This window comes from Pseudomonas tensinigenes, from assembly GCF_014268445.2.
In the GTDB taxonomy this organism is placed as follows: Bacteria; Pseudomonadota; Gammaproteobacteria; order Pseudomonadales; family Pseudomonadaceae; genus Aquipseudomonas; species Aquipseudomonas tensinigenes.
Genome location: NZ_CP077089.1, coordinates 2,473,465 through 2,497,928, shown reverse-complemented (window position 1 = coordinate 2,497,928; position 24,464 = coordinate 2,473,465). Strand labels below are relative to the sequence as shown.

The 24,464-nt window shown below is 60.8% G+C and carries 19 protein-coding genes and 3 tRNA genes; 1 reads left to right on the top strand and 21 read right to left on the bottom strand.

Annotated features, from left to right (window positions below; all coding sequences use genetic code 11):
* Positions 1–39 precede the first annotated feature (39 nt).
* Entirely contained in the window at positions 40–1,323 is a 1,284-nt protein-coding gene (locus HU718_RS10895) for an NAD(P)/FAD-dependent oxidoreductase (RefSeq protein WP_150705712.1), read from the top strand.
* Positions 1,324–1,371: 48 nt separating this feature from the next.
* Here HU718_RS10895 and HU718_RS10890 read toward each other — a convergent pair whose 3' ends face one another.
* From HU718_RS10890 to HU718_RS10790, 21 genes are all read right to left on the bottom strand, one after another.
* Positions 1,372–2,343, bottom strand: a complete 972-nt coding sequence (locus tag HU718_RS10890) for an XdhC family protein (protein WP_186613578.1) — start codon at positions 2,341–2,343, stop codon at positions 1,372–1,374.
* Between the two features lies 1 nt (position 2,344).
* Positions 2,345–3,580 (bottom strand): c-type cytochrome, encoded by a 1,236-nt coding sequence (locus HU718_RS10885; RefSeq protein WP_186613580.1) that lies wholly within the window; start codon positions 3,578–3,580, stop codon positions 2,345–2,347.
* A 2-nt stretch (positions 3,581–3,582) separates the two neighbouring features.
* Positions 3,583–4,122 (bottom strand): (2Fe-2S)-binding protein, encoded by a 540-nt coding sequence (locus HU718_RS10880; RefSeq protein WP_077571933.1) that lies wholly within the window; start codon positions 4,120–4,122, stop codon positions 3,583–3,585.
* A complete protein-coding gene (locus HU718_RS10875; RefSeq protein ID WP_186613582.1) occupies positions 4,115–6,946 on the bottom strand; it encodes a xanthine dehydrogenase family protein molybdopterin-binding subunit in 2,832 nt (943 codons plus the stop codon). Before HU718_RS10875 ends, HU718_RS10880 begins: the two co-directional genes overlap by 8 nt.
* Before the next feature lie 498 nt (positions 6,947–7,444).
* Positions 7,445–7,521: transfer RNA gene (locus tag HU718_RS10870), tRNA-Asp, on the bottom strand.
* Between the two features lie 93 nt (positions 7,522–7,614).
* Positions 7,615–7,691, bottom strand: a tRNA-Asp gene (locus tag HU718_RS10865).
* A 56-nt stretch (positions 7,692–7,747) separates the two neighbouring features.
* Positions 7,748–7,823, bottom strand: a tRNA-Val gene (locus HU718_RS10860).
* A gap of 183 nt (positions 7,824–8,006) precedes the next feature.
* The gene (locus HU718_RS10855) at positions 8,007–8,783 is read right to left on the bottom strand and encodes an SDR family oxidoreductase (RefSeq protein WP_034152763.1); all 777 of its coding nucleotides are present in this window, start codon (positions 8,781–8,783) and stop codon (positions 8,007–8,009) included.
* A complete protein-coding gene (locus HU718_RS10850) occupies positions 8,780–9,991 on the bottom strand; it encodes an O-succinylhomoserine sulfhydrylase (protein ID WP_095123129.1) in 1,212 nt (403 codons plus the stop codon). Before HU718_RS10850 ends, HU718_RS10855 begins: the two co-directional genes overlap by 4 nt.
* A gap of 73 nt (positions 9,992–10,064) precedes the next feature.
* Positions 10,065–11,570: an amidophosphoribosyltransferase gene (gene purF, locus HU718_RS10845; RefSeq protein ID WP_016984539.1), complete on the bottom strand. Its 1,506-nt coding sequence runs from the start codon at positions 11,568–11,570 to the stop codon at positions 10,065–10,067.
* A 41-nt stretch (positions 11,571–11,611) separates the two neighbouring features.
* Positions 11,612–12,172, bottom strand: a complete 561-nt coding sequence (locus HU718_RS10840) for a CvpA family protein (protein ID WP_007913461.1) — start codon at positions 12,170–12,172, stop codon at positions 11,612–11,614.
* 98 nt (positions 12,173–12,270) lie between these two features.
* On the bottom strand, positions 12,271–12,939 hold the full coding sequence (locus HU718_RS10835) for an SPOR domain-containing protein (RefSeq protein ID WP_186613584.1): 669 nt from the start codon (positions 12,937–12,939) through the stop codon (positions 12,271–12,273).
* Positions 12,923–14,230, bottom strand: a complete 1,308-nt coding sequence (gene folC / locus HU718_RS10830; protein ID WP_186613586.1) for a bifunctional tetrahydrofolate synthase/dihydrofolate synthase — start codon at positions 14,228–14,230, stop codon at positions 12,923–12,925. The genes HU718_RS10835 and folC overlap by 17 nt, the downstream gene beginning before the upstream one ends.
* Complete coding sequence (gene accD, locus HU718_RS10825; protein WP_016984535.1) at positions 14,227–15,147, bottom strand: acetyl-CoA carboxylase, carboxyltransferase subunit beta; 921 nt, start codon at positions 15,145–15,147, stop codon at positions 14,227–14,229. The genes folC and accD overlap by 4 nt, the downstream gene beginning before the upstream one ends.
* Positions 15,148–15,351: 204 nt before the next feature.
* Positions 15,352–15,978 carry a phosphoribosylanthranilate isomerase gene (locus HU718_RS10820; RefSeq protein WP_186613588.1) on the bottom strand — a complete coding sequence of 209 codons (627 nt, stop codon included), beginning with the start codon at positions 15,976–15,978 and terminating at the stop codon, positions 15,352–15,354.
* A 65-nt stretch (positions 15,979–16,043) separates the two neighbouring features.
* Positions 16,044–16,868 carry a tRNA pseudouridine(38-40) synthase TruA gene (gene truA / locus HU718_RS10815; protein ID WP_034152768.1) on the bottom strand — a complete coding sequence of 275 codons (825 nt, stop codon included), beginning with the start codon at positions 16,866–16,868 and terminating at the stop codon, positions 16,044–16,046.
* A 269-nt stretch (positions 16,869–17,137) separates the two neighbouring features.
* The gene (locus HU718_RS10810; protein ID WP_186613590.1) at positions 17,138–19,789 is read right to left on the bottom strand and encodes a motility hub landmark protein FimV; all 2,652 of its coding nucleotides are present in this window, start codon (positions 19,787–19,789) and stop codon (positions 17,138–17,140) included.
* Between the two features lie 208 nt (positions 19,790–19,997).
* Positions 19,998–21,008, bottom strand: a complete 1,011-nt coding sequence (locus tag HU718_RS10805; protein ID WP_186613592.1) for an aspartate-semialdehyde dehydrogenase — start codon at positions 21,006–21,008, stop codon at positions 19,998–20,000.
* Positions 21,009–21,259: 251 nt separating this feature from the next.
* Positions 21,260–22,372, bottom strand: a complete 1,113-nt coding sequence (gene asd / locus HU718_RS10800; RefSeq protein WP_008083209.1) for an aspartate-semialdehyde dehydrogenase — start codon at positions 22,370–22,372, stop codon at positions 21,260–21,262.
* A 66-nt stretch (positions 22,373–22,438) separates the two neighbouring features.
* Positions 22,439–23,521: a 3-isopropylmalate dehydrogenase gene (leuB, locus tag HU718_RS10795; RefSeq protein ID WP_038363640.1), complete on the bottom strand. Its 1,083-nt coding sequence runs from the start codon at positions 23,519–23,521 to the stop codon at positions 22,439–22,441.
* A gap of 54 nt (positions 23,522–23,575) precedes the next feature.
* Complete coding sequence (locus HU718_RS10790; protein ID WP_186613594.1) at positions 23,576–24,343, bottom strand: class I SAM-dependent methyltransferase; 768 nt, start codon at positions 24,341–24,343, stop codon at positions 23,576–23,578.
* Positions 24,344–24,464 lie beyond the last annotated feature (121 nt).

Here is a 24,464-nt window from a genome sequence, read left to right as displayed (position 1 = left end):
TCGACGCACTCGTAAAATATATTAAACAGAGGCTGCAGGATGGCGAACACCCTTTACCCAGAGTCCTATTACGCTGCGTCGGCCAATGCCGTACCGCCTCGCCCTGCCTTGCAGGATGATGTGGAGACGGACGTCTGTGTGATCGGCGCCGGGTATACCGGATTGTCCTCCGCCCTGTTTCTGCTGGAAAACGGTTTTCGCGTCACCGTACTGGAAGCGGCCAAGGTCGGTTTCGGCGCTTCCGGGCGTAATGGCGGGCAGATCGTTAACAGCTATAGCCGCGACATCGACGTGATCGAGCGCAGCGTCGGCCCCAAGCAAGCGCAACTGCTCGGGCAGATGGCGTTCGAAGGCGGCCGGATCATTCGCGAGCGCGTGGCCAAGTACAATATTCAGTGCGACCTGAAGGACGGCGGCGTGTTCGCCGCGCTGACGGCCAAGCAGATGGTCCACCTGGAATCGCAGAAGCGGCTTTGGGAGCGCTTCGGTCATACGCAACTGGAACTGCTCGATCAGCGCCGCATTCGCGAAGTGGTTGCGTGCGATCAGTACGTCGGCGGCATGCTCGACATGAGCGGTGGGCACATCCACCCGCTGAACCTTGCGCTGGGTGAAGCGGCGGCGGTCGAGTCCCTCGGCGGCACCATCTATGAGCAATCGCCTGCCGTGCGCATCGAGCGCGGCGCCAACCCGGTGGTGCATACGCCGCAAGGCAAGGTCAGGGCCAAGTTCATCATCGTCGCCGGCAATGCCTATCTCGGCAACCTGGTACCGGAACTGGCGGCCAAATCGATGCCATGCGGCACGCAAGTGATCACCACCGAACCGCTGGGAGACGAGCAGGCGAAAGCCTTGCTGCCACAGGATTACTGCGTTGAAGACTGCAATTACCTGCTCGACTACTACCGTCTCACGGGTGACAAGCGCCTGATCTTCGGCGGTGGAGTGGTGTATGGCGCGCGCGATCCGGCGAACATCGAAGCGATCATTCGTCCGAAAATGCTCAAGGCGTTCCCGCAGCTCAAGGATGTGAAGATCGACTACGCCTGGACCGGAAATTTCCTGCTGACCCTGTCGCGTTTGCCGCAAGTCGGCCGTTTGGGCGACAACATTTATTACTCGCAGGGTTGCAGCGGCCATGGTGTGACTTACACGCATCTGGCAGGCAAGGTGCTGGCTGAGGCGCTGCGCGGTCAGGCTGAGCGCTTCGATGCGTTTGCCGACTTGCCGCACTACCCGTTCCCCGGCGGACAGCTGCTGCGTACGCCATTTGCTGCGTTAGGTGCCTGGTATTACGGCTTGCGCGACAAATTCGGGATGTAAAAAAGGGCCGCTGAACAGCGGCCCTTTTGATTTCAACACTGAACGGTCTCACAGTTGATCCCGAGCAATCCCGCTACGGATCCGCAGGATATCAGCCAGCACCGCCAAGGCAATTTCCGCTGGCGTCTTGCTGCCGAGGTTAAGCCCGATCGGCGCATGAATCCGCGCCAACTCGTTCTCCCCCAGCCCGCCAATCCGACGTAACCGCTCAAAGCGCTTCTGCGAAGTCTGCTGCGAGCCCATCACGCCGATGTAGAACGCCTCAGTGCGCACCGCTTCCATCATCGCCAGGTCGTCGATGCGCGGATCGTGAGTGAGCGCTACGACCGCCGTATCACGATGACAGCCACCGTCAGCAATAAACACCGACGGCAATTGCCGGCGAATCTCCACACCATCCAGCACCACGCCTTCAAGCACCTCATCGCGCGGATCACAGAGAATCACCTCAAACCCGAGGCCGACAGCAAACTCGGCACACGCCAGCGCCACACTGGAATACCCAGCGAGCAATAAACGCTGCGCCGCACCAACGCGAATCCGCACCCGATCAATCTCGCGCTCGATCCGCGCACCCTGCTCGCGATCAGCGAACAGACTGCGCGCGCCGCTGGCCAGATCGACCTCGCGAATCAAGCGGCACTGACCGAGCAGCGCCGACTCCAATTCACGCAGATGCGCCTGCACCTCGCAGTCAGCGTCAAATTTCTCTACCAGCACATCGAGAATGCCGCCACAAGGCAGACTGACCCGCGAGCGCGGATCGTCGCCTTCGCCGTAACGCACGACATTGACCGCATCGAGAAACGCACCTTCGGCGACGCGCTCAAGGAAATCTTCCTCGACGCAGCCACCCGACAGCGAGCCGATCCACTGTCCGCCGTCATTCACCGCCAGCAGCGAACCCGGCGCACGCGGTGCCGAACCGTAGGTGGTCAGCACGGTGCAGAGCCAGATGCGCTGCCCCGCCACCGACCACTCCAGCGCGCGGCGCAGCACTTGTAGATCGAGATGCTGCATGTCAGTGCGCCTTGTGCTCGATGGACGGTGCGTCGTCTTTCAGCTTTTGCACTTCGCTCACTGCCAGCTCGGCGGATTGACCACCCCAACCTTGACGCAGGTAGTTGAGCAGATCGGTCAGCTGTTCAGGACTGAGCTTGTCGGCGAAACCCGGCATCGGTTGCATGTGCTCGAAGCCGGAGAACTTCTGCTCGCCGATACCGTCCTCGATCACCCGCAAAAGATTGCGCGGATCTTCCAGGCGCAGCGTGGTGTTGCCGCGCATGGCCACCGCGATATGCGGTTTGCCTTCGCCACCGACCGCGTGACAGCCGGCGCAGACGTTCAGATATTCCTGACGGCCGCGCTGGGCACTGGCGCGGAGCTGTTCTACCGGCACTTCAACAAGTGCTTTGGCAGCCGGCGGTTTGTCGCCGAGCAGGAATGTCGCCATCGCCGCCAGATCCGCATCGCTCAGACCCTGAGTGCTGTTGTGGAACACCGGGAACATCTCGTTGAACATCGTCCCCTGCGCGCTCATGCCGTGCTTGAGGAACGTGGCCAGATCCTGCTCGTTCCAGCCGCGCGCGGCCAGATCAGTGGCCAGCAGGCTCGGCGCTAGGTAGCCATTGAGGATGCCGCCGGTCAGGCGCTTATCCAACTGCATCGCACCCGGCAGACCGCGCGGGGTGTGGCATTCGCCGCAGTGACCAAGGACTTCGACCATGTACTGGCCGCGCTTCCAGGCTTCACTTTTGCCTTCGGCCGACTCCAGCTTCAGCGCTTTGCCGTACATCATGTTCCAGCCGATCAGGCCCGGACGCACGTTGAACGGAAAGCTCAGACTGGTGACCGGGGCTGCACGCTCGATCGGTTCGATGGTTTTCAGGTAGGCATGGATCGCATCCGAATCTGCACGCGGCATCAGGTGATACGAGGTGTACGGCATCGCCGGATACAGGTTCGCGCCATCGCGACGCTTGCCTTCGGTCAGCGCAACAAAGAACTCGTCATCGTTGTACAAACCGATGCCGTGATCCTTGCTCGGGGTGATATTGGTGCCATAGATCGTGCCGAACGGCGAGACGATCGGCAGACCACCGGCAAACGGCGCGCCGCCCGCTGCGGTGTGGCAAGCCATGCAGTCAGCGGCGCGGGCGAGGTATTCGCCGCGCTTGACCTGATCATCGGCGTGGGCAAACAACACCGGCGCAGCGAGGCCGACCGCCAGGGTCAGGCGGGTCAGAAAAAGCTTCATGCTTAACCCTCCTTGACCAGGCCGAGATCGGTCAGGACGTTGCGGGTGGCGTTGTAATAACGCACGTACCCGGTGCAACGGCAGACGTGGTGGCCGAGGCTGTCCTCGATGACTTGTTCGAGCTTGCTCTGCACGATCGGCTGGCGCTGCAGCTTCTCGACCAGCACGGTCGCGGCGTTGACGAAGCCCGGCGCGCAGTAGCTGCACTGGAACGCGAACTCATCGACGAAGCGCTGCTGGATCGGGTTCAGTTCGGTGACCTGGCCCGCCTCATCACGCTTGGCGTGAGCTTCGATGGTGCGGACTTTCTTGCCTTCGAAGTAATGCGCGCCGGTGATGCAGGTGCGCACTTCTTCGCTGGTGCCGTCCGGGTTGTCGACGATCACCACACAGGCGTGGCAGATACCCTGACCGCAGCCCAGACGCGAGCCGGTGAGGTTTTTGTATTCGTGCAGGTAGTCGATCATCGGCAGGTCATCAGGGATGTCCACCGGGCCGACGGATTGACCATTGAGGGTCAGTTGAAGCGGACGGTTAGCCATTGAGGGCCTCCTTGATGCGCGCAGCAGTGATTGGCAGATCGCGAACACGTTTACCGATGGCGTGGGCCACGGCGTTACCGATGGCCCCGACAACCGGGATCATCACCACTTCGGCGATGCCTTTCGACGGATCACTTGGCGACAGCGCCGGCAGAATCTCCGACGTCTGCTTCCACACGGCAACGTGACGCGCCATCGGCAGACGGTAACGGTTGAAGTTCCAGTCACCCTCCCCCGGCCCGCCTTCGTACAGTGGCATCTCTTCCATCAAGGCGTGGCCGATGCCCATGGCGATACCGCCTTCGAGCTGGCCCTTGACCAGTTCTTCGACCAACACACGACCGCACTCGACCCACGAATGGTGGTTGAGCACTTCGACTTCAGCAGAACCCTTGTTGACCTTCAGTTCGACCAGCGTCGCGACCGGGCTGTAGTAAGTCACGGCAGCGTTGTTCAACTGCACAACCGGGTAATTGATGTTCTGGCGATCCAAGAGATGGAAACCAGACGTGGCCATCAACGCTTTCTTGGCTTTCGGCGCGCCGTCACCGTATTTCACGGCGAGACCATCGAGCGGCAGGCGCTCGCGCACGCCGTCGATGCTGTATTCGGCTTCGGCCCAGCTCCAGCGGTTGAACGCGTGAACGGTGGCGCCAGTCACCAGACCACGCTCGTGAGCGTGTTTGGCCAGCTCTTCGAAGGTCAACGGCTGCATGCCGTTGGCCGTGAGTTTGCCGTCGACCCAGTGCGCATCTTCGCGACGCACGACGTAAGGGTTGGCTTGACCGCCGTAAGGACCCTGACGCCAGATTTCCATGGCCGCCGGCCACAAACCGTTGTTGAACAGCACGCGCGCTGCTTCACGGGTAGCGTGACTGAAGTAGTACGCCGAGTTGGTCGCCGACGAGGCCGAGGCCAGTTTGCCGACCCAACGCGGATTGCGCAGCAGGTTGTCCTGCTCGGCCTGGCTCATGATGTAAGGGTTGCCACCGGTGATCAGTTGCATTTCCTTCCACTCGGTTTCGCCGGTTTTCACTTCGTGCGCCGGGCTGCCGAGGAAATCGGCCACGACCAGGGCTTGCGAGGTGGACATGCCGGTGCCGATTTCAATGCCGATATGGCGCAGGGTAATGCGACCGTCGGCAGTGAATTCAATGCTTGCCATCGGCGCTTCGGAACCGGTGCCGAAGTCTTTCTGGCAGATGGCGAAACCGACGCCGTACCAGTTATCCGGGTCTGCGGCTTCGCGCTGTTTCTTGATCGCGTCGCGGTTTTTCCAGACTTCGTGCACCGAGGCCTTGTCGAGGATCTCGTGCAGGCGCAAGGCACCGGCCGGGATCGCGCCTTGGGTGTTTTTCATGCCCGAGCGCAGGGCGTTCTTGCGACGGAGGTCGATGGCATCGACACCAAGGCGATTGGCGATTTCGTCGACCATCATTTCGGTCGCCGCCATGCTTTGCAGAGTGCCGTAACCGCGCATCGAACCGGCCTCAACGCCACGCGAGTGGTAAGCGGTGACTTGCAGGTCGTTCTGCGGCATGTAGTAGATCGACTGCGCCGCCGTGGCGCCCACTGCCGCTACGGATGGGCTGTAGTTGATTCGGCCACCACCGTCGACGCTCATTTCCGCGCGGAAAATCTTGAAGGTGTAGTCGTTCTTGTCCACCGCCAACTGGTAGCGGATGTCAAACGGGTGACGCTTGATGCCGCTCTGGAACTGCTCGTAGCGGTCGTTGGCCAAGCGCACAGGCACACCGGCGCCGTATAGCGCGGCCAGGGCTGCGTAGTAGACGAAGATGTTGTGGTCTTTGGAACCGTAACCGACGGTGTAGCCCGGGTGCATGTTCAGGTTGTCGAGGCCGAAGCGCGAGGGCGCGATCATCTTTGCGGTCTCGGTCGCCGCTTCCAACGGGCACTGGGTCGCTACCACGAAGTGCAGGGTTTTGGTTTTCGGGTCGTACCAGCCGTTGCCGTTGTCCGGCTCCATGGCAGCCGGCTCGATCGACGGGGTCTTGTAGCGCTCGTCGAACACCAGCCAGTTGTCCGGCGGCGTGTCGATCTCGTTCTTCATGCGGTCGGCGTAGAACAGGCCGCGCTCGGTCAGGTTGCCGTGCAGGTTCGGCTGGGAATTCCACACCGGACGACGGTTCTTCAGCATCGGGAACAGGATCGAGTCCTTCAGGCTGGCGAACTCATCTTCATCAGCCGAGGTCGCGCCGCCAACGCGCACATAACGGAAGCTGCCGTAGGGGTCGCCTTCGTAGAACGGCACTTGGGCACCGTAACGAATCGCTTTGTCATTGAATTTGAGTTTGTTCTTGGCCTGACGGAAACGCTCGAAGTCATTCCAGATCAGGATCGCCACCGGGTGACCGATGAACATCGGCACTTTGCCTTCTGGCAGCAGTGGATCCGGCGCGTGTTCTTCCGGGAAGACGATGCCGTCCTTGTCCAGATCCGCGGCGGTGACGATGCGGTCCGGCTGCAAATCGGCGCCGAGCCACGACAGGTCGTAACCGGCGTAGATGCGATCAGCCTTGATGGTTTTCAGCAGCATGGCGTGGCCTTGCTGTTCAGGCCAGCCCGGCATGTCCTTGGAGCGGATGTCGCGGGCAAAGACTTTGCTGCCGCAGACCTTGGACAGTGCGTCGTTACGCTGACGCGCCTTGCCGTTATTGCCGAGCCATTTCTCGGACGGCACGGTGACGCTGTTTTCCATCAAGGCAGCCAGCGCCTGACTGCTGAGCGGCGTGAGCGTGACGCTCACACCCGCCACCAGGCCGCCCTGGAGGAACGAGCGCCGGGATATTTCACGGTTGGACATGGATCATCCTCTGGGCGGTTATGTGTCCGCCCTTCTGGTTATCTACTGGGGAATCTCGAGTCTTGCAGAAGCCCTCTTTGGCGAAACAAAGGGCGTGTTGACAGTGCAAAGCTGACCGAAAGGTTAACTTTAAAGGTTTCTGCGCTCGCAGCAAACAACCAGTTACAAAAATTTGACTAAAGAATCAAAAAATCAATGCGACGTGAGACCGCAGCAGATTACCGAACCAATAGATATCCCCCTTGTGGGAGCGAGCCTGCTCGCGAAGGCGTACTGTCAGCCAGCACATTATTAGCTGACACACCGCTTTCGCGAGCAGGCTCGCTCCCACATGGAGATTTGCTTTGGATTCGGGGATAGGGGGAGGAAAAAGAAGCGTAGCCAAATTTCAGACACAAAAAACCCCGGTCTTTCGACCAGGGTCTTTGCTATCGATTCCGAACCAGCCGATGACTGCTTTCGGTGCTTCAAGGCGTTCAGTGGTCCTTGGAGCAGATATGGCGCAGCGGACGGGACTCGAACCCGCGACCCCCGGCGTGACAGGCCGGTATTCTAACCGACTGAACTACCGCTGCGTATCGCTTTGAGCTTGCGCTCAAGTAACTCGTTTTGATTGCTGGCTTCGGTGCCTTGCAATCGCGAACCAAACAAGCCTGATTCGTAAAATATGGCGCAGCGGACGGGACTCGAACCCGCGACCCCCGGCGTGACAGGCCGGTATTCTAACCGACTGAACTACCGCTGCGCGTCGGTGCAGGCACTTTCAGCCTACGTTCTTGCTTACACAAGTCTCTCGGGGAGTGGTGGGTGATGACGGGATCGAACCGCCGACATTCTGCTTGTAAGGCAGACGCTCTCCCAGCTGAGCTAATCACCCGTTTGCATCTCCGAGGCCGCGAAATTTACGCAGGTAGCGAACCTAAGTCAATAGCAGGATTGAAGTTTTTTTCAAAAACAGTTTTTAGCGGCAAGTCTCAAGCTGCAAGCAAAAGCATAAACATCTAAAGCAGACACACCGTGATCTCGCTTCAACTTGCAGCTCGACGCTTGCAGCTGCCTCTCACTGCTCGTAAATCATCTTTTTCGTCATACCGCCATCGACCACGAATTCCTGCCCGGTGACAAACCCGGCATTCCTCGACAGCAACCACGCAACCATGGCCGCGACATCCTCGACCGTCCCGACCCTGCCCGCCGGATGCTGAGCATGATCGGCATCAGCCAACGGCTCGGCGCGACGCGCAGAAGGATCCCGCGCATCAATCCAGCCCGGACTGACCGCGTTGACACGAATCTCCGGACCCAGACTGATCGCCAGCGCATGCGTCAACGCCAGCAAGCCACCCTTGCTCGCCGCGTACGCCTCGGAGTCCGCCTCCGACTGCCGCGCTCGGGTCGAGGCCAGATTGACGATCGAACCGTTGTGCGCACGCAGGTACGGCGCACAGTGTTTGGCCAACAACATCGGCCCACTGAGATTCACCGCCAGCACGCGATTCCAGTAAGCCAGGTCGAGACTTTCGAGCGTGATGTTGTGCGGATCAGCGACCGCCGCGTTGCACACCAGCGCATCGAGACGACCAAACTGCCCCAACACCTCAGCAACGCCGAGCGCAACCTGGCCCTCATCGGCAACATCCATGGCGATGAACCAGGCGTTTTCGCCCAGTACCTTCGCCACTTTCGAACCACGCGCACGATCCAGATCCGTCAGCACCACTTGCCAGCCTTCGCTGATCAGCCATGCCGCAATCCCCAGACCGATACCGCGCGCGGCCCCCGTGACCAGCGCAACGCGGCCATGGGTACCGGCTTTCGGAGTGGACAACTCGATCACAGCGCTGCCAGACCGCGCGCCAGGTCGGCTTGCAGGTCAGCTACGTCTTCTAGACCGACGGCGATGCGGATCAGACTGTCGCGAATGCCTGCTGCTTCACGCTCCTGCGGCGCCAGACGGCCGTGGGAAGTGGTGCTCGGGTGCGTGATCGTGGTTTTGCTGTCGCCGAGGTTGGCGGTGATCGAAATCAGCCGCGTCGCATCAATGAAGCGCCAGGCGCCCTCTTTGCCGCCTTTGACCTCAAAGCTTACAACCGCACCGAAGCCCTTCTGCTGACGCTGGGCCAGTTCGTGCTGCGGATGGCTCTTCAGACCGGCGTAATGCACCTTCTCGATGCCGTCCTGCTGCTCCAGCCATTCGGCCAGTTCCTGAGCGTTCGCGCAGTGCGCCTTCATTCGCAGGTTCAGGGTTTCCAGACCTTTGAGGAAGATCCACGCGTTGAACGGGCTCAAGGTTGGGCCGGCCGTGCGCAGGAAGCCGACGATTTCTTTCATCTGCTCACTGCGACCAGCTACCACGCCGCCCATGCAACGACCCTGGCCGTCGATGAACTTGGTCGCCGAGTGCACGACGATGTCTGCGCCCATTTTCAGCGGCTGCTGCAACGCCGGTGTGCAGAAGCAGTTGTCGACCACCAGCATCGCGCCTTTGGCGTGCGCGATTTCCGCCAGTGCGGTGATATCGACCAGCTCAGCCAATGGATTGGAAGGCGACTCGACAAAGAGCAGCTTGGTGTTGGGCTTGATCGCCGCATCCCAGGCCGACAGATCGGCCAACGGAACGTAATCGACTTCCACGCCGAAACGCTTGAAGTACTTCTCGAACAGGCTGATGGTCGAACCGAACACACTGCGCGAAACCAGCACATGATCGCCGGCGCTGCACAGGCTCATCACCACCGCCATGATCGCCGCCATGCCGGTTGCGGTCGCAACGGCTTGCTCGGCGCCTTCCAGCGCGGCGATGCGCTCTTCGAACGCACGCACGGTCGGGTTGGTGTAACGCGAGTAAACGTTGCCCGGCACTTCCCCGGCAAACCGCGCGGCCGCGTCGGCAGCCGTGCGGAACACGTAGCTGGAGGTGAAGAACATCGGATCACCGTGCTCGCCTTCCGGCGTACGGTGCTGACCGGCACGTACGGCCAGGGTATCGAACGCTACGCCTTCGAGGTCGCTGTCCAGCCGACCGGCATCCCATTCCTGACTCATGCTGTCACTCCTTGCCCTGTTCTCGAAAATTGAAAGTCAGATACAAAACCGGCCCCTCAGGGCCGGTAGAAACTCAGTTGTTGTACAGATCGATGATCGCACTGACCGCCTGGGTCTTGACCTTCGAGGCATCGTTGCGGGCCTGTTCGATCTTGTCCAGGTAAGCCTCATCGACGTCGCCGGTGACGTACTTGCCGTCGAACACCGCGCAATCGAAATTCTCGATCTTGATCTTGCCGCCACCGACCGCTTCGATCAAGTCAGGCAGGTCCTGATAGATCAGCCAGTCGGCACCGATCAGATCCGCCACGTCCTGAGTCGAACGGTTGTGTGCGATCAGCTCGTGGGCGCTTGGCATGTCGATGCCATACACGTTCGGGAAGCGTACCGCTGGGGCTGCCGAGCAGAAGTAGACGTTTTTCGCGCCGGCTTCGCGGGCCATCTGGATGATCTGCTTGCAGGTGGTGCCGCGCACGATCGAGTCGTCGACCAGCATCACGTTCTTGCCGCGGAATTCCAGCTCGATGGCGTTGAGCTTCTGGCGTACCGACTTCTTGCGGGCCGCTTGGCCCGGCATGATGAACGTACGGCCGATGTAACGGTTCTTGACGAAACCTTCGCGGAATTTCACGCCCAGATGGTTGGCCAGTTCCAGCGCCGCGGTACGGCTGGTGTCCGGAATAGGGATCACCACGTCGATGTCGTGCTCTGGACGCTCGCGCAGGATCTTCTCGGCGAGCTTCTCGCCCATGCGCAGACGGGCCTTGTAGACCGACACGCCGTCGATGATCGAATCCGGACGCGCCAGGTAGACGTGCTCGAAAATGCATGGAGTCAAGGACGGGTTGGTCGCGCACTGACGGGTGTGCAGCTTGCCGTCTTCAGTGATGTAGACCGCTTCGCCCGGTGCCAGGTCGCGAATCAGGGTGAAACCGAGCACGTCCAGCGAAACGCTTTCCGAGGCGATCATGTACTCGACACCTTCGTCGGTGTGACGCTGGCCGAACACGATTGGACGGATGCCGTGCGGGTCACGGAAACCGACGATGCCGTAACCGGTCACCATCGCCACGACCGCGTAACCGCCGACGCAACGGTTGTGCACGTCGGTCACGGCGGCAAACACGTCTTCTTCGGTCGGTTGCAGCTTGCCGCGCTGGGCCAGCTCATGCGCGAACACGTTGAGCAGCACTTCCGAGTCGGAACTGGTGTTGACGTGACGCAGATCGGATTCGTAGATCTCTTTGGCCAACTGCTCAACGTTGGTCAGGTTACCGTTATGCGCCAGGGTGATGCCGTAAGGCGAGTTGACGTAGAACGGCTGAGCTTCGGCCGACGTCGAGCTGCCCGCGGTCGGGTAACGGACGTGGCCGATACCCATGTGACCGACCAGACGCTGCATGTGACGCTGTTGAAACACGTCACGCACCAGGCCATTGTCCTTGCGCAAGAACAACCGGCCATCATGGCTGGTCACGATACCGGCAGCGTCCTGGCCGCGGTGCTGGAGCACGGTTAGCGCGTCATACAGCGCCTGATTGACGTTCGACTTACCGACGATACCGACGATGCCACACATGCGACGCAACCCCTACTTAATGGATCTGAACTGAACAACACTCACTGAGGCGTTTTCGCCGACGGCAAGAGTTGCTCCTTGAACGGAATATCAGCGGGTACGCTGATTCCGCTGGCAAGCCACTGACTGCTCCACCCGAGAATCAGGTTTTTGGACCAATCAGCGACCAATAGAAATTTTGGTACGAGCTGTGATTCTTTCCACCACCCGTCCTGCTGTACCGGCCCCAGGCTCAACAGCCCGACCGCCACGACCACCAGCAACACGCCACGCGCAGCGCCAAAGGCCATGCCGAGGAATCGATCGGTCCCGGACAACCCGGTGACGCGAACCAACTCGCCGATAAGATAATTGATCATTGCGCCCACGATCAGTGTGGCGACAAACATGATGGCACAGCCCGCGATCACGCGAGCCGATGGGGTTTCGATGTATCCGGCGAGGTACTCGGACAGTGAACCACCGAACATCCAGGCGACGACTCCTGCGATGATCCAGGTGACCAGCGATAATGCTTCCTTGACGAAGCCGCGGCTCAAACTGATCAAAGCGGAGATGGCGATGATTGCAACGATCGCCCAGTCAACCCAGGTAAATGGCACAGTGCAGCCTACAGACGGATAAGGCGGCGCATTTTAGCAGAGCGCATGCCTCTCGGTAAGCTGCGATTGTCAGTGCATTTCAATCGAGGCGATAGTTTTTAACCGCGCTCAGGCTGGAAGCGCACGACAAACCCCTTGAGGTTCTGCTGACGGCCCAACAGATCACGCAGCCGATCGGCTTCGGCGCGCTCGATCAGCGGCCCGACGAACACTCGATTCTTGCCATCGGCCGAACGGATGTAGGCGTTGTAGCCTTGGCTGCGCAGGTTTTTTTGCAGGCTTTCGGCACTGGCGCGGCTCGACAGACTGGCCAGTTGCACCGACCAGCTCACCGACAGACCGTTGGCATCGACACGGCTTTGCGTGGTGTCAGGCTTGCTCGATGCCGAGGTAATCGGCTGGGCAGGCGCAGGAATCGGCTTGGCCACCGCGGGCGGCGCAGCAGGCTTGGTGATCATAATGGGCGCTGTAGCTGCCGGTGCCGGTGCCGGTGCCGGTGCAACGGGCGCAGCAGGCGCCGTGTCTTCGGCGACTTCTTCATCCGTTGGCACAGGTTCTTGCGGCAAGGCTTGCGGTTCAGGCACTGCAACCGTTTCCATCTGAATCTGCGGCATGGCAGGCGCCTGCGGAGACGCCGGCGCCTCAACGGTCACCTGACGCTGTTCATCCTGACGGGAAAACAGCATCGGCAGGAAGATCACCGCCAGCGCAACCAGCACCAGAGCGCCAACCATGCGCTGCTTGTACGCTTTATCCAGCAAAGCCATTTGCCGCTTCCTCCGTGGAGCGCCGGGCCAGCCATTCAAGGGCCTCGGCGACACAATAAAATGATCCGAACAACAGAATCTCGTCGTCGCTTGTAGCCACTGCGCACTGCCCTTCCAGAGCGGCGGCGACACTGTCGTAAGACGTGACCGCAGCGCCAAGGTTCTGCAATGCAGCGTTTAATTCAGCCACTGGACGTGCGCGCGGCGAATCCAGCGGCGCAACGGCCCAATGCTCGACACTAGCATTCAATTCGCTGATAACACCATCCAGATCCTTGTCCGCCAGCAGACCAAACACCGCCAGTCGCTTGCCGACCGGTGGCCGCGACGCCAGACGACGGGCCAGATACTCGGCGGCATGCGGGTTGTGACCCACATCCAGCAACAGATTCAGACGCTTGCCGTTCCACTCGAACGAGCGGCGATCCAGCCGCCCGACCACGCGGGTGGCCTGCAACGCTGCGACGATCTGCTGCGCATTCCACGGCAAACCGACCAGCAGATACGCCTGCAACGCCAGCGCGGCGTTTTCCATTGGCAGATCGAGCAACGGCAAGTCACGCAACTCGACGACCTTGCCTTGCGCATCGGTGCCGCGCCATTGCCAGTGCTGATCGGTGATGCCGAGGTCGAAGTCACGCCCACGCAGGAAGAACGGACAGGCCAGTTCACGCGCCTTGTCGAGCAGCGGTTGCGGAGGATTCAGATCGCCGCACAAGGCAGGCTTGCCCTGGCGGAAAATTCCGGCCTTCTCGAAAGCCACGGATTCACGGGTATCACCGAGATAATCGGCATGATCGACGCCAATGCTGGTGATCAGCGCGATATCGGCATCAACCACATTGACCGTGTCCAGACGCCCGCCCAGCCCGACTTCCAGCACCACCGCATCGAGCCCGGCCTGTTGAAACAGCCAGAACGCTGCGAGGGTGCCCATTTCGAAATAGGTCAGGGAAGTGTCGCCGCGCCCGGCCTCGACCGCAGCGAAGGCTTCACAAAGCTGCGCGTCAGTGGCTTCGACGCCATTGAGCTGCACCCGCTCGTTGTAACGCAGCAGGTGCGGAGAATTGTAGACACCAACGCTCAGACCCTGCGCCCGCAGCAACGAAGCCACGAAAGCGCAGGTCGAACCCTTGCCGTTGGTGCCGGTGACCGTGATCACCCGAGGCGCCGGCTGGCCCAGCCCCATGCGGGACGCTACCTGTTGCGAACGCTCCAGACCCATGTCGATGGCCGAAGGATGCAACTGCTCAAGGTAGGCGAGCCATTCGCCAAGGGTGCGCTCGGTCATAGCCCAGCAGGAACCGGTGGAACCACGATCGGCTCGATTGGCGCGGCGACGAATTTCGGCGTCGGCTTGCCAGTCATTTGTGCCAGCAGGTTACCCAGACGCGGGCGCAGTTCCTGACGGTGGATGATCATGTCGATCGCACCGTGCTCCAGCAGGAATTCGCTGCGCTGGAAACCTTCCGGCAGTTTTTCACGCACGGTTTGCTCGATAACGCGCGGACCGGCGAAGCCGATCAGGGCTTTCGGCTCACCGACAATGACGTCGCCAAGCATCGCCAGACTCGCGGAAACACCACCGTAGACCGGGTCGGTCAGTACGGAGATGAATGGAATGCCCTCTTCACGCAGACGCGCCAGCACAGCCGAGGTCTTGGCCATCTGCATCAGCGAGATCAGCGCTTCCTGCATGCGCGCACCACCGGAGGCGGCGAAGCAGATCATCGGGCAGCGGTTTTCCAGAGCATAGTTGGCGGCGCGCACGAAGCGTTCACCAACGATGGCGCCCATCGAACCGCCCATGAAGCTGAATTCGAACGCCGAAACCACTACCGGCATGCCCAGCAAAGTGCCGCTGACGGAGATCAGCGCGTCTTTTTCGCCAGTCTGCTTCTGGGCAGCGGTCAGGCGATCCTTGTATTTCTTGCCGTCGCGGAATTTCAGACGGTCAACCGGCTCCAGATCGGCGCCCAGTTCGTTGCGACCTTCGGCATCGAGGAAGATGTCGATGCGCGCACGTGCGCCGATGCGCATGTGATGGTTGCACTTGGGGCAAACGTCCAGGGTCTTTTCCAGCTCTGGACGATACAGCACCGCCTCGCAAGACGGGCATTTGTGCCACAGACCTTCAGGCACCGAGCTCTTCTTGACCTCGGAACGCATGATCGAAGGGATCAGTTTGTCTACTAACCAGTTGCTCATGCTTTCTTTCTCCAGTACCGGCGGCCCGAACGCTCTGGTTCGCAGCCCCGCGTATGCCCTTGAGCTAAATTCATGTGTGTGGCGATGATTGGTGGAACGCCACGGTCAGCGCGAAACATGACCTGCGTGCGATCCAGAAACCCTCAGCCGCGCCTGCTTTGTGCAAGTGCATTGATGGACGGCGGCAGACTGCCAGCCGTCACATCAATATGGCGCTTTGCGTACCGCTTTGATGAACGCGTGAATCTTTGCGTGATCCTTGATGCCCTTGCTCGCCTCTACCCCACCGCTGACGTCTACCGCGTAGGGTTTTACCCGAGCCACGGCGTCGGCGACGTTCTCAGGGGTCAGGCCGCCAGCCAGAATCAACGGCTTGCTCAAACCCTGCGGAATCAATGACCAGTCGAAGGCCTCACCGGTTCCGCCGGGCACGCCCTCGACGTAGGTGTCGAGCAGCACGCCACTGGCGCTTGGATAGGCATCAACCGCTGCCGCAATATCGTCGCCAGCCTTGACCCGCAGCGCCTTGATATACGGACGATGCCAGCCTTCACAATCTTCAACGGCTTCATCGCCATGGAACTGCAACAGATCCAGCGGCACGGCATCGAGGATTTCCCCCAACTCGCAGCGACTGGCGTTGACGAACAGGCCCACGGTGGTCACGAACGGCGGCAATGCCTGAATAATCGCCCGCGCCTGCTGCACGGTGACAGCACGCGGGCTCTTGGCGTAGAACACGAACCCGATCGCATCCGCCCCGGCCTCAACGGCGGCCAGCGCATCTTCTATGCGGGTAATCCCGCAGATCTTGCTGCGAACGGCTGACATATCGAGAAAAACTCCGAGGCAGAAACCGAGAAAGTCCCGGATGGTAACAAAAGCGTTCGAGGGCGTCAGCCGTCAAGTTCGGAGAAACCCGTAAGGAAATGTGGCCCGATAAAACGCTCGGGCAACGGGAATTCGTCGTGGTACTCGACCTGCACCAGATACAGGCCGTACGGATGAGCTGTAACGCCGCCGGAACGGCGCTCGCGGCTTTCCAGCACTTCCTTCATCCACTCCACCGGACGCTCACCGGCACCAATGGTCATCAGCACACCAGCGATATTGCGCACCATGTGATGCAGGAACGCATTGGCGCGGATGTCGAGCACGATCATCTTGCCGTGACGGGTCACGCGCAGGTGATGCATCTTCTTGATCGGCGACTTGGCCTGGCACTGGCCGGCGCGGAACGCACTGAAGTCGTGGGTACCGATCAGGTACTGCGCGGCCTCGGCCATGCGCTCGACGTCCAGCGGACGGTGATTCCAAGTGATTTCTTCGTTGAGATGCGCCGGACGGATCTGATCGTTGTAGATCACGTAGCGGTAACGCCGGGCGATGGCTTTGAACCGCGCATGGAAATGCGCCGGCATCACCCGCGCCCAACTGACACTGATGTCGTGGGGCAGATTGATGTTGGCGCCCATGACCCAGGCTTTCAGCGAACGATCGACAGTCGTATCGAAATGCACCACTTGTCCGCAGGCATGCACGCCGGCGTCGGTGCGCCCGGCGCACTGTAGCGAAACCGGTGAGTTGGCGACTTTCGACAGGGCTTTTTCCAGCTCTTCCTGCACCGTCGCCACACCCGTCAACTGACGCTGCCAACCGCTGTAGCGCGAGCCTTTGTACTCAACGCCCAGCGCGACGCGGTAAAAGCCGTCGGGGGCCATTTCGGCGACCGGGTTATCTATGTTTGCCAAGGTGGGACAGCCTGCTGTTTGTGCAAAGGCGGGCATTATAAGGCTGTGGTTCAGGGATGCCAGAGTTCTCTATCAGCAGTGCAGGCCTCTTCGCGAGCAGGCTCGCTCCCACAGGGGAATGCATTTCAAAGGTGGGAGCGAGCCTGCTCGCGAAAGCGATGGATCAGACACCAATGGATCCGGCACAAACGAAAACGGCAGCCTCAATGGGCTGCCGCTTTCGTTTACCGCTGGACTTACTACAAGCTCGACAGCATGTCCTTGGCTTCGCCACGCTGTTTCTCGTCACCCTCGGTCAACACTTCGTTGAGGATGTCGCGCGCACCGTCGCTGTCGCCCATATCGATGTAGGCCTGGGCCAGATCAAGCTTGGTCGCGGCTTCATCGGTGCCGGCGAGGAAGTCGAAATCGTCTTCGCCCAGATCACCACCGATTGCCGCATCGGCTTCGGTGAAGGTCGGCTCGGCAATGCTCTGCGACAGGCGATCCAGCTCGGCGTTGACGTCATCCAGCTCGGCCGCGAACGCATCGGGTTCGGCCGCAGGATTGCTGTCCATTTCGTCGGCCAGCGACAGGTCGAAATCGGCCGGCAGCTCCAGATCATCCTGTGGCACGTCAGCCACCACCGGCGCCTCGACCGGAGGCAGATCCTTCACGCCTTCGTCCAGATCCAGCAGGAAGTCATCGTCCGCCAGATCAACCGCAGGCGCCGGCTCGGCCCCCAGGTCCATATCCAGGTCGAAGTCCGACAGGTCGTCCAGGTTCTCCTTGATCTCGGTCTGCTGTTGCAGCACCGATTCAAAGCTCAGGTCGTCGTCAGACGGGAATTCGTCCAGCTCGACCGGGGCTTCAGGCTCAACCACTGGCGCAGGCTCGACCGGGGTGATGTTGTCGAGATCGTCCAGACTCAGATCAAACGCGCTGTCCAGATCATCTTCCACTGGCGTCGGCGCAGGTGCTTCTGGCTCATCCAGCAGCAGTTCCTTGACGTATTGCGCGTCCAGTTCAGCAGCCACGGCAGCAGCGGCCAGACCCGTAGCAGCCACGACGGCCATGGCCGGGAAGCGGCTTTTCAGCTCTTCGACCTTGGCGAAGTTGTCGCCATTGGCCACCAGTTGACGCTCCTGACCGACGAACGCATCGCGATCACCCTGCTGACCGTAGACTTCCATCAGCTTCAGACGCAGATCACTGCGCTGCGGCTCCAGGCTGACGCCCTCTTCAAGCAGCGCGGCGGCCTGATTCAGGCGACCGGCGTTGATGTGCGATTGCACCTTGTCGAGCACGTCATCGGAACGCTCGGCGGCCGGTGCCACCAGCGGCGCGGCAATCGGCTCAGCCATCACGATTGGCGCCACTACCGGAGCCACGACTGGAGCAGGAGCAGGCGCCGGGGTGTTGAGTTTGACGCTTGCCGCTGGAGTTTCCAGGCCTTCGAAGCTGCTTTCCGGCAGATCCTGTTCGGCGGAGAACTCTTGCTCTTCCGACAGAGCACGGGCCATGCGCATGTGTTTTTCGGCTTCCTGCTGGGCTTTGCGGCGACGCGCCAGCAGCAACAGCAGAAGCAGCAGAACGACGGCACCACCACCGACCAGACCCAGCAGGATCGGATTGGTCAGCAGTTCGTTGAAGGTCTTTTCATCATCGGCGGCAGGCTTGGTTTCGACAACCGGTTCAACCACTGGCTCAACCGGCGTCTCGGCAGGTGGCGCAATGGCGGATTCTGGCGTCGGCGCTGCTTCTGCAGGAGTAGCCGGCGGTGTGGCAGCCAGTTCAGCAGTGATCGCCGGAACTGGCGCGACTGCGCCATTCGCGGCCGGCGCAGCGCCCGCCCCTTCGGCCTGCAGTTTCGCCAGTTGATTGTTCTTCAGCTCGATGAGCTTTTGCAGCTTGTCCATCTGACTTTGCAGATCGGACATGCGGCTTTTCAGTTCCTCGTTGTCACGACGGGTCGTGTCGAGGTTTTCCTGAGTGACCGCAAGCTTGTTGCTCAAGGCCTGGGCGTCACCTGCCGGGCCTTTGCCGCGCGCCTTGGCATTTTCGGCGGAGACCAGGCTCAGATTGTCCTGAGCGTTCTGTGCACCAGCGGTATTGCCGCGACCACGGTTGGTCGCATCAAGTTGTTGCTGACCGGTGCCGGGCTTGGCCACATAGCGACGGCCCGTGCGCCACGCTTCGTTCTGCGCCGCGACCTCGGCAATCGCTTTTGACTGCGGCAATGCAGTGCTTTGCACCGAATCCGGCAGACGCAGCACCTGACCGGTCTTCAGGCGGTTGATGTTGCCGCCGATGAATGCATCCGGATTCAGCGCCTGAATGGCCAGCATGGTCTGCTGCACCGAGCCACCATTGCGCGCCTTCGCGGCGATTTCCCACAAGGTGTCGCGCGGCGTGGTGGTGTATTGCGTCGAGTGCGTAGCGCCAGTGGTGGGCGCAGCAATGGTCTGCGACGGCACCGGTTGCGCGGCGGCATCAGCGGTCTGTGGCGAGAACTTCGAAGGATCGAGCAGCACGCTGTAGTCGCGCAGCAGACGGCCATTCGGCCACATCACCTGCACGAGGAATTTGACCATTGGTTCCGACAACGGCTTGCTCGAGGTGACGCGCAGCACGCTTTTGCCGCTGGCGTTGAGCACCGGGGTAAAGGTCAGATCGTTGAGGAAGGCCTGGCGATCGACGCCGGCCTTGGCAAAATCTTCGGGTGAAGCCAAGCTCGGCACCACTTCGGCAGCGGTGAGATCCTTGACGTCGAGCAGCTCGATTTCGGCCACCAGCGGCTGGTTCAGGGTCGACTTCAGGGTCAGCTCCCCGAGCCCGAGGGCATGCGCCATACCGGAGGACAGCGCCGAGGCGGCCGCTATTGCTAACACCAGTTTGCGAACTTGAACCATAGCCTCATCCTTTGTTTGAACGTTCCTCGGCCAGCGAGAAGATATTGAATACCGCTGCCGTAAGGCATTGCGCGCGACGACGACAGATGTCGCGCGCGATCATTTCTTTGATGCCCCGGAATGTCCCGGAGGGTGACACGTTATCAAACGATCTGGGCAAGCATAGCGCTCACCTAGAATCAGTCGACAAATTGTTGCCAAGTATCTTTTACAGCAGGTCTTTTATCAACAACTCAGCTACCTGCACAGCGTTAAGGGCCGCGCCTTTGCGTACGTTATCTGACGTCAGCCACAGATTTAGTTCCGCCGGGTCGTCGACACCACTGCGCACGCGACCGACATAAACAACATCCTGCCCCACCGCGTCACCGACTGCGGTCGGATAATCGCCGGCCTCGACCAGCTCGATACCCGGCGCATCTTCGAGTGCAGCGTTGACTTTTGCCAGGTCGACAGCCGACGTTGACTGCAAGGTCACGCTAAAGCTATCGCCAAAAAACACCGGGGCTTGAACGCAAGTTGCGGAAATCTTTAATAAAGGCAAAGCCAGCACCTGACGCAGCTCGCGCACCAGACGTTTTTCCAGCAGCGTATGGCCCTGCGCGTCAGGTGTGCCGACCTGAGCCAGCAGGTTGAAGGCCATCTGCCGATCGAAGAAAGTCGGTTCCAATGGGCGCATGTTCAGCAGCTCGGCGGTCTGTCGCGCCAGCTCAGTCACGGCTTCACGACCTTGGGCGGAAACGGCCAGATTGGCGTTGACATTCAAATATTGCAGATCGATCAGATCGAGCAGCGGCGCCAGCACCACGGCCAGCGAAGTGGTCGACGGGCTTGGACTGCTGACCTGGAACGGCGCCTTCAAACCGGCGAGCACTTCGGCGTTGGCTTCCGGCACGATTTGCGGCGCCTGATCGGCCGGCAAGGCGCCGGACAAGTCGATCAGCGAGCAACCGGCGGCGTGGGCACGGACAGCGTAGCTCAGGGTAATCGCCGGGCCGGCAGCGAAGAACACCAGTTTGACCTTGCTGAAATCGAACTCGTCGACTTCGCGAACGCGTACGTTCTTGTTGCGGAACAACACCGAGCTGCCGGCCGATTCGCTGCTCGCCAGCAGGTGCAGGTTGCCGACCGGGAAGCTGCGCTCTTCGAGAATCTGTACGAGGGTTTCGCCGACAGTACCGGTGGCGCCGATCACGGCAATATCTAGGGTCTGGGTCATGGTGCGAGCCTCTGGCGAAACGGGGGGAGCGGCACTTTACCGGGTGACTGGCGCACAGGCAATTTCTGTCCGGGATTTGCGGCGGCAGTACCGGCCTCTTCGCGAGCAGGCTCGCTCCCACATTTGAAATGCACCCCCCCTGTGGGAGCGAGCCTGCTCGCGAAGGGGCCAGATCGGGCAACCGAGAAATCCAAGGCATAAAAAAACCCGCACCTCTCACAAGGCACGGGCTCTTTCATTGCTTCAAGCAATCAACGCTCGAGCAAAATCCGCAGCATGCGACGCAGCGGTTCGGCCGCGCCCCACAGCAGTTGGTCGCCAACGGTGAACGCGCCGAGGAACTGCGAGCCCATGTTCAGCTTGCGCAGACGGCCAACCGGCACATTCAGGGTGCCGGTGACCTTGGTCGGGCTCAGCTCCTGCATGCTGATATCGCGGTTGTTCGGCACCAGCTTGACCCAAGGGTTGTGCTGACTGATCAGCCCTTCGATATCGGCGATCGGCACGTCTTTGTTCAGCTTGATGGTCAACGCCTGGCTGTGGCAGCGCATGGCACCGATGCGCACGCAGATGCCGTCGACCGGGATCGGGCTCTTGAAGCGGCCGAGGATCTTGTTGGTCTCGGCCTGAGCTTTCCACTCTTCACGGCTTTGGCCGTTCGGCAGTTCCTTGTCGATCCACGGGATCAGGCTGCCGGCCAAAGGTACGCCGAAGTTTTCCGTCGGATACGCTTCGCTGCGCATGGCGTCGGCCACGCGACGGTCGATGTCGAGGATCGCGCTGGCCGGATCGGCCAGTTGATCGGCGACCGCGGCGTGGGTCGCGCCCATTTGCTTGATCAGTTCACGCATGTTCTGCGCGCCGGCACCGGAGGCCGCCTGATAGGTCATGGCGCTCATCCACTCGACCAGACCGGCCTCGAACAGACCGCCCAGGCCCATCAGCATCAAGCTGACGGTGCAGTTGCCGCCGATGTAGTTCTTGGTGCCCGCGTCGAGTTGCTGGTCGATGACCTTGCGGTTGACCGGATCAAGAATGATCACCGCGTCATCGTTCATGCGCAGGCTCGAGGCCGCGTCGATCCAGTAACCCTGCCAGCCGGCTTCGCGCAGCTTCGGGAACACTTCGCTGGTATAGTCGCCGCCCTGGCAGGTCAGAATCACGTCGAGGGTCTTCAGCTCATCAATGCTGTAAGCATCCTTGAGCGGAGCAATGTCCTTGCCCACGGACGGGCCTTGGCCACCGACGTTGGAAGTGGTGAAAAACACCGGCTCGATTAGATCGAAATCCTGCTCTTCCAGCATCCGCTGCATGAGCACGGAACCGACCATCCCGCGCCAACCGATCAGACCTACACGTTTCATCGCAACTACACCTTCTTGAAAAGTGGGCCGCTGCTTTGTATTGAATTTCGCAGCGGGCCCGAGAGATTACAGATTCCGCAGCGCGGCGACTACTGCGTCGCCCATTTCCTGCGTACCGACTTTGCTGCAACCGGCCGAATAGATGTCGCCAGTGCGCAGCCCTTGATCCAGCACGACGCTGACGGCTTTCTCGATGGCATCGGCCGCGTCATGCAGATTGAAGCTGTAACGCAGCATCATCGACACCGACAAAATGGTCGCCAACGGGTTGGCAATGCCTTTACCGGCGATATCCGGCGCGGAACCGTGGCAAGGCTCGTACATGCCCTTGTTGTTGGAATCCAGCGAGGCCGAAGGCAGCATGCCAATGGAACCGGTAAGCATCGACGCTTCGTCGGACAGGATGTCGCCGAACATATTGTCGGTGACGATCACGTCGAACTGCTTAGGTGCGCGCACCAGTTGCATGGCGGCGTTGTCGACGTACATGTGGCTCAGTTCGACTTCCGGGTAATCCTTGGCCACTTGCTCGACCACTTCACGCCACAGTTGGCTGGACGCCAGTACGTTGGCTTTGTCCACCGAGCAGAGCTTCTTGCCGCGAACCATGGCCATGTCGAAACCGACGCGGGCGATGCGGCGGATTTCGCTTTCGCTGTACGGCAGCGTGTCATAGGACTGACGCTCGCCATTTTCCAGAGTACGGGTGCCGCGTGGCGCGCCGAAGTAGATGCCGCCGGTCAGCTCACGGACGATGAGGATGTCCAGGCCAGCGACGATTTCCGGCTTCAGGCTCGAAGCGTCGGCCAGTTGCGGGTACAGAATCGCCGGACGCAGGTTGCCGAACAGACCCAGCTGCGCACGGATTTTCAGCAGGCCGCGCTCAGGGCGGATGTCACGCTCGATGGTGTCCCATTTCGGGCCGCCCACCGCGCCCAGCAGCACGGCGTCGGCAGCGCGGGCACGATCGAGGGTTTCGTCGGCCAGCGGCACGCCGTGCTTGTCGATGGCGGCGCCACCGATCACATCATGGCTCAGCTCGAAACCCAGGCTGTACTTGTCGTTAGCCAGCTCCAGCACCTTGACCGCTTCGGCCATGATTTCCGGACCAATACCGTCACCTGGGAGAATCAGAATCTGCTTGCTCATGCTTTCCTCGTGTCTTCAGTCGGTGCGCCTTTACCGGCACGCCCGGAAAAATTTTTATCGCCCGGCCATCAATACAATTACATCGGTACTGAACGAGCCATCGGCATCAATCTCAAAATATTCGCGCACTTCATTGCCCATCGACTGCTGCAATTGGCGGATCGCCGCGCGCATCACTTCAGGCGTGCGCATGCGTTCAACCCAGCTTGTGTACTCCAGACGCAGACGCTGACGCGTGGTACTGCGCACATGCAACCCGGCCTCGCTGACCTGCCGCAGCCACTCGGCGGCGGAATAATCGCGCACATGGCTGGTGTCGCGCAGCACTTCGACGCTTTGCAGGTAAGTGTCGAACAACGGACTGCCCGGTGACAACACATCCACGAACGCCGCCACACCGCCCGGCTTCAGCACCCGCCGCACTTCGCGCAGGGCCACGCCGAGATCGCTCCAGTGATGCGCCGAATAACGGCTGAACACGAAGTCGAATTCTCCATCGGCGAATGGCAGGCGCTCGGCGGCGCCGTTGACCGTGGCAATGTTGGTGAAACCGCGATCAACGGCCGCGGCGGCGACCACATCAAGCATCTGCTGCGACAGGTCGTAGGCGACCACTTCCTTGACCAGCGGTGCGACGTGGAAACTGACGTGACCGGCGCCGCAACCCAAGTCCAGTACCCGCGCCTCGCCCTGCCCGGCCAGCTCAGCTTGTAGCAGTGCGAATTCGGTGCCTTGAGCGTGAACGGCGCTGCTCAGGTAGGCGGCGGCCTGTTCACCGAATTGCTTTTGTACGACCTGGGTGTGCTGGGCGGTGCTGGTCATGGCCACATCCTGTATTTGTGTTGTTTGGGCTGGCCCCTTCGCGAGCAGGCTCGCTCCCACAGGGGAATGCATTTCAAGTGTGGGAGCGAGCCTGCTCGCGAAGGGGCCGGCCCTGACTACA

Coding starts and splice junctions, on each gene's coding strand:
- HU718_RS10895 (WP_150705712.1), top strand. CDS start 40: ATGGCGAACACCCTTTACCCAGAGTCCTATTACGCTGCGTCGGCCAAT.
- HU718_RS10890 (WP_186613578.1), bottom strand. CDS start 2,343: ATGCAGCATCTCGATCTACAAGTGCTGCGCCGCGCGCTGGAGTGGTCG.
- HU718_RS10885 (WP_186613580.1), bottom strand. CDS start 3,580: ATGAAGCTTTTTCTGACCCGCCTGACCCTGGCGGTCGGCCTCGCTGCG.
- HU718_RS10880 (WP_077571933.1), bottom strand. CDS start 4,122: ATGGCTAACCGTCCGCTTCAACTGACCCTCAATGGTCAATCCGTCGGC.
- HU718_RS10875 (WP_186613582.1), bottom strand. CDS start 6,946: ATGTCCAACCGTGAAATATCCCGGCGCTCGTTCCTCCAGGGCGGCCTG.
- HU718_RS10850 (WP_095123129.1), bottom strand. CDS start 9,991: ATGAGTCAGGAATGGGATGCCGGTCGGCTGGACAGCGACCTCGAAGGC.
- purF (WP_016984539.1), bottom strand. CDS start 11,570: ATGTGTGGCATCGTCGGTATCGTCGGTAAGTCGAACGTCAATCAGGCG.
- HU718_RS10835 (WP_186613584.1), bottom strand. CDS start 12,939: ATGGCTTTGCTGGATAAAGCGTACAAGCAGCGCATGGTTGGCGCTCTG.
- folC (WP_186613586.1), bottom strand. CDS start 14,230: ATGACCGAGCGCACCCTTGGCGAATGGCTCGCCTACCTTGAGCAGTTG.
- accD (WP_016984535.1), bottom strand. CDS start 15,147: ATGAGCAACTGGTTAGTAGACAAACTGATCCCTTCGATCATGCGTTCC.
- HU718_RS10820 (WP_186613588.1), bottom strand. CDS start 15,978: ATGTCAGCCGTTCGCAGCAAGATCTGCGGGATTACCCGCATAGAAGAT.
- truA (WP_034152768.1), bottom strand. CDS start 16,868: ATGGCCCCCGACGGCTTTTACCGCGTCGCGCTGGGCGTTGAGTACAAA.
- HU718_RS10810 (WP_186613590.1), bottom strand. CDS start 19,789: ATGGTTCAAGTTCGCAAACTGGTGTTAGCAATAGCGGCCGCCTCGGCG.
- HU718_RS10805 (WP_186613592.1), bottom strand. CDS start 21,008: ATGACCCAGACCCTAGATATTGCCGTGATCGGCGCCACCGGTACTGTC.
- asd (WP_008083209.1), bottom strand. CDS start 22,372: ATGAAACGTGTAGGTCTGATCGGTTGGCGCGGGATGGTCGGTTCCGTG.
- leuB (WP_038363640.1), bottom strand. CDS start 23,521: ATGAGCAAGCAGATTCTGATTCTCCCAGGTGACGGTATTGGTCCGGAA.
- HU718_RS10790 (WP_186613594.1), bottom strand. CDS start 24,343: ATGACCAGCACCGCCCAGCACACCCAGGTCGTACAAAAGCAATTCGGT.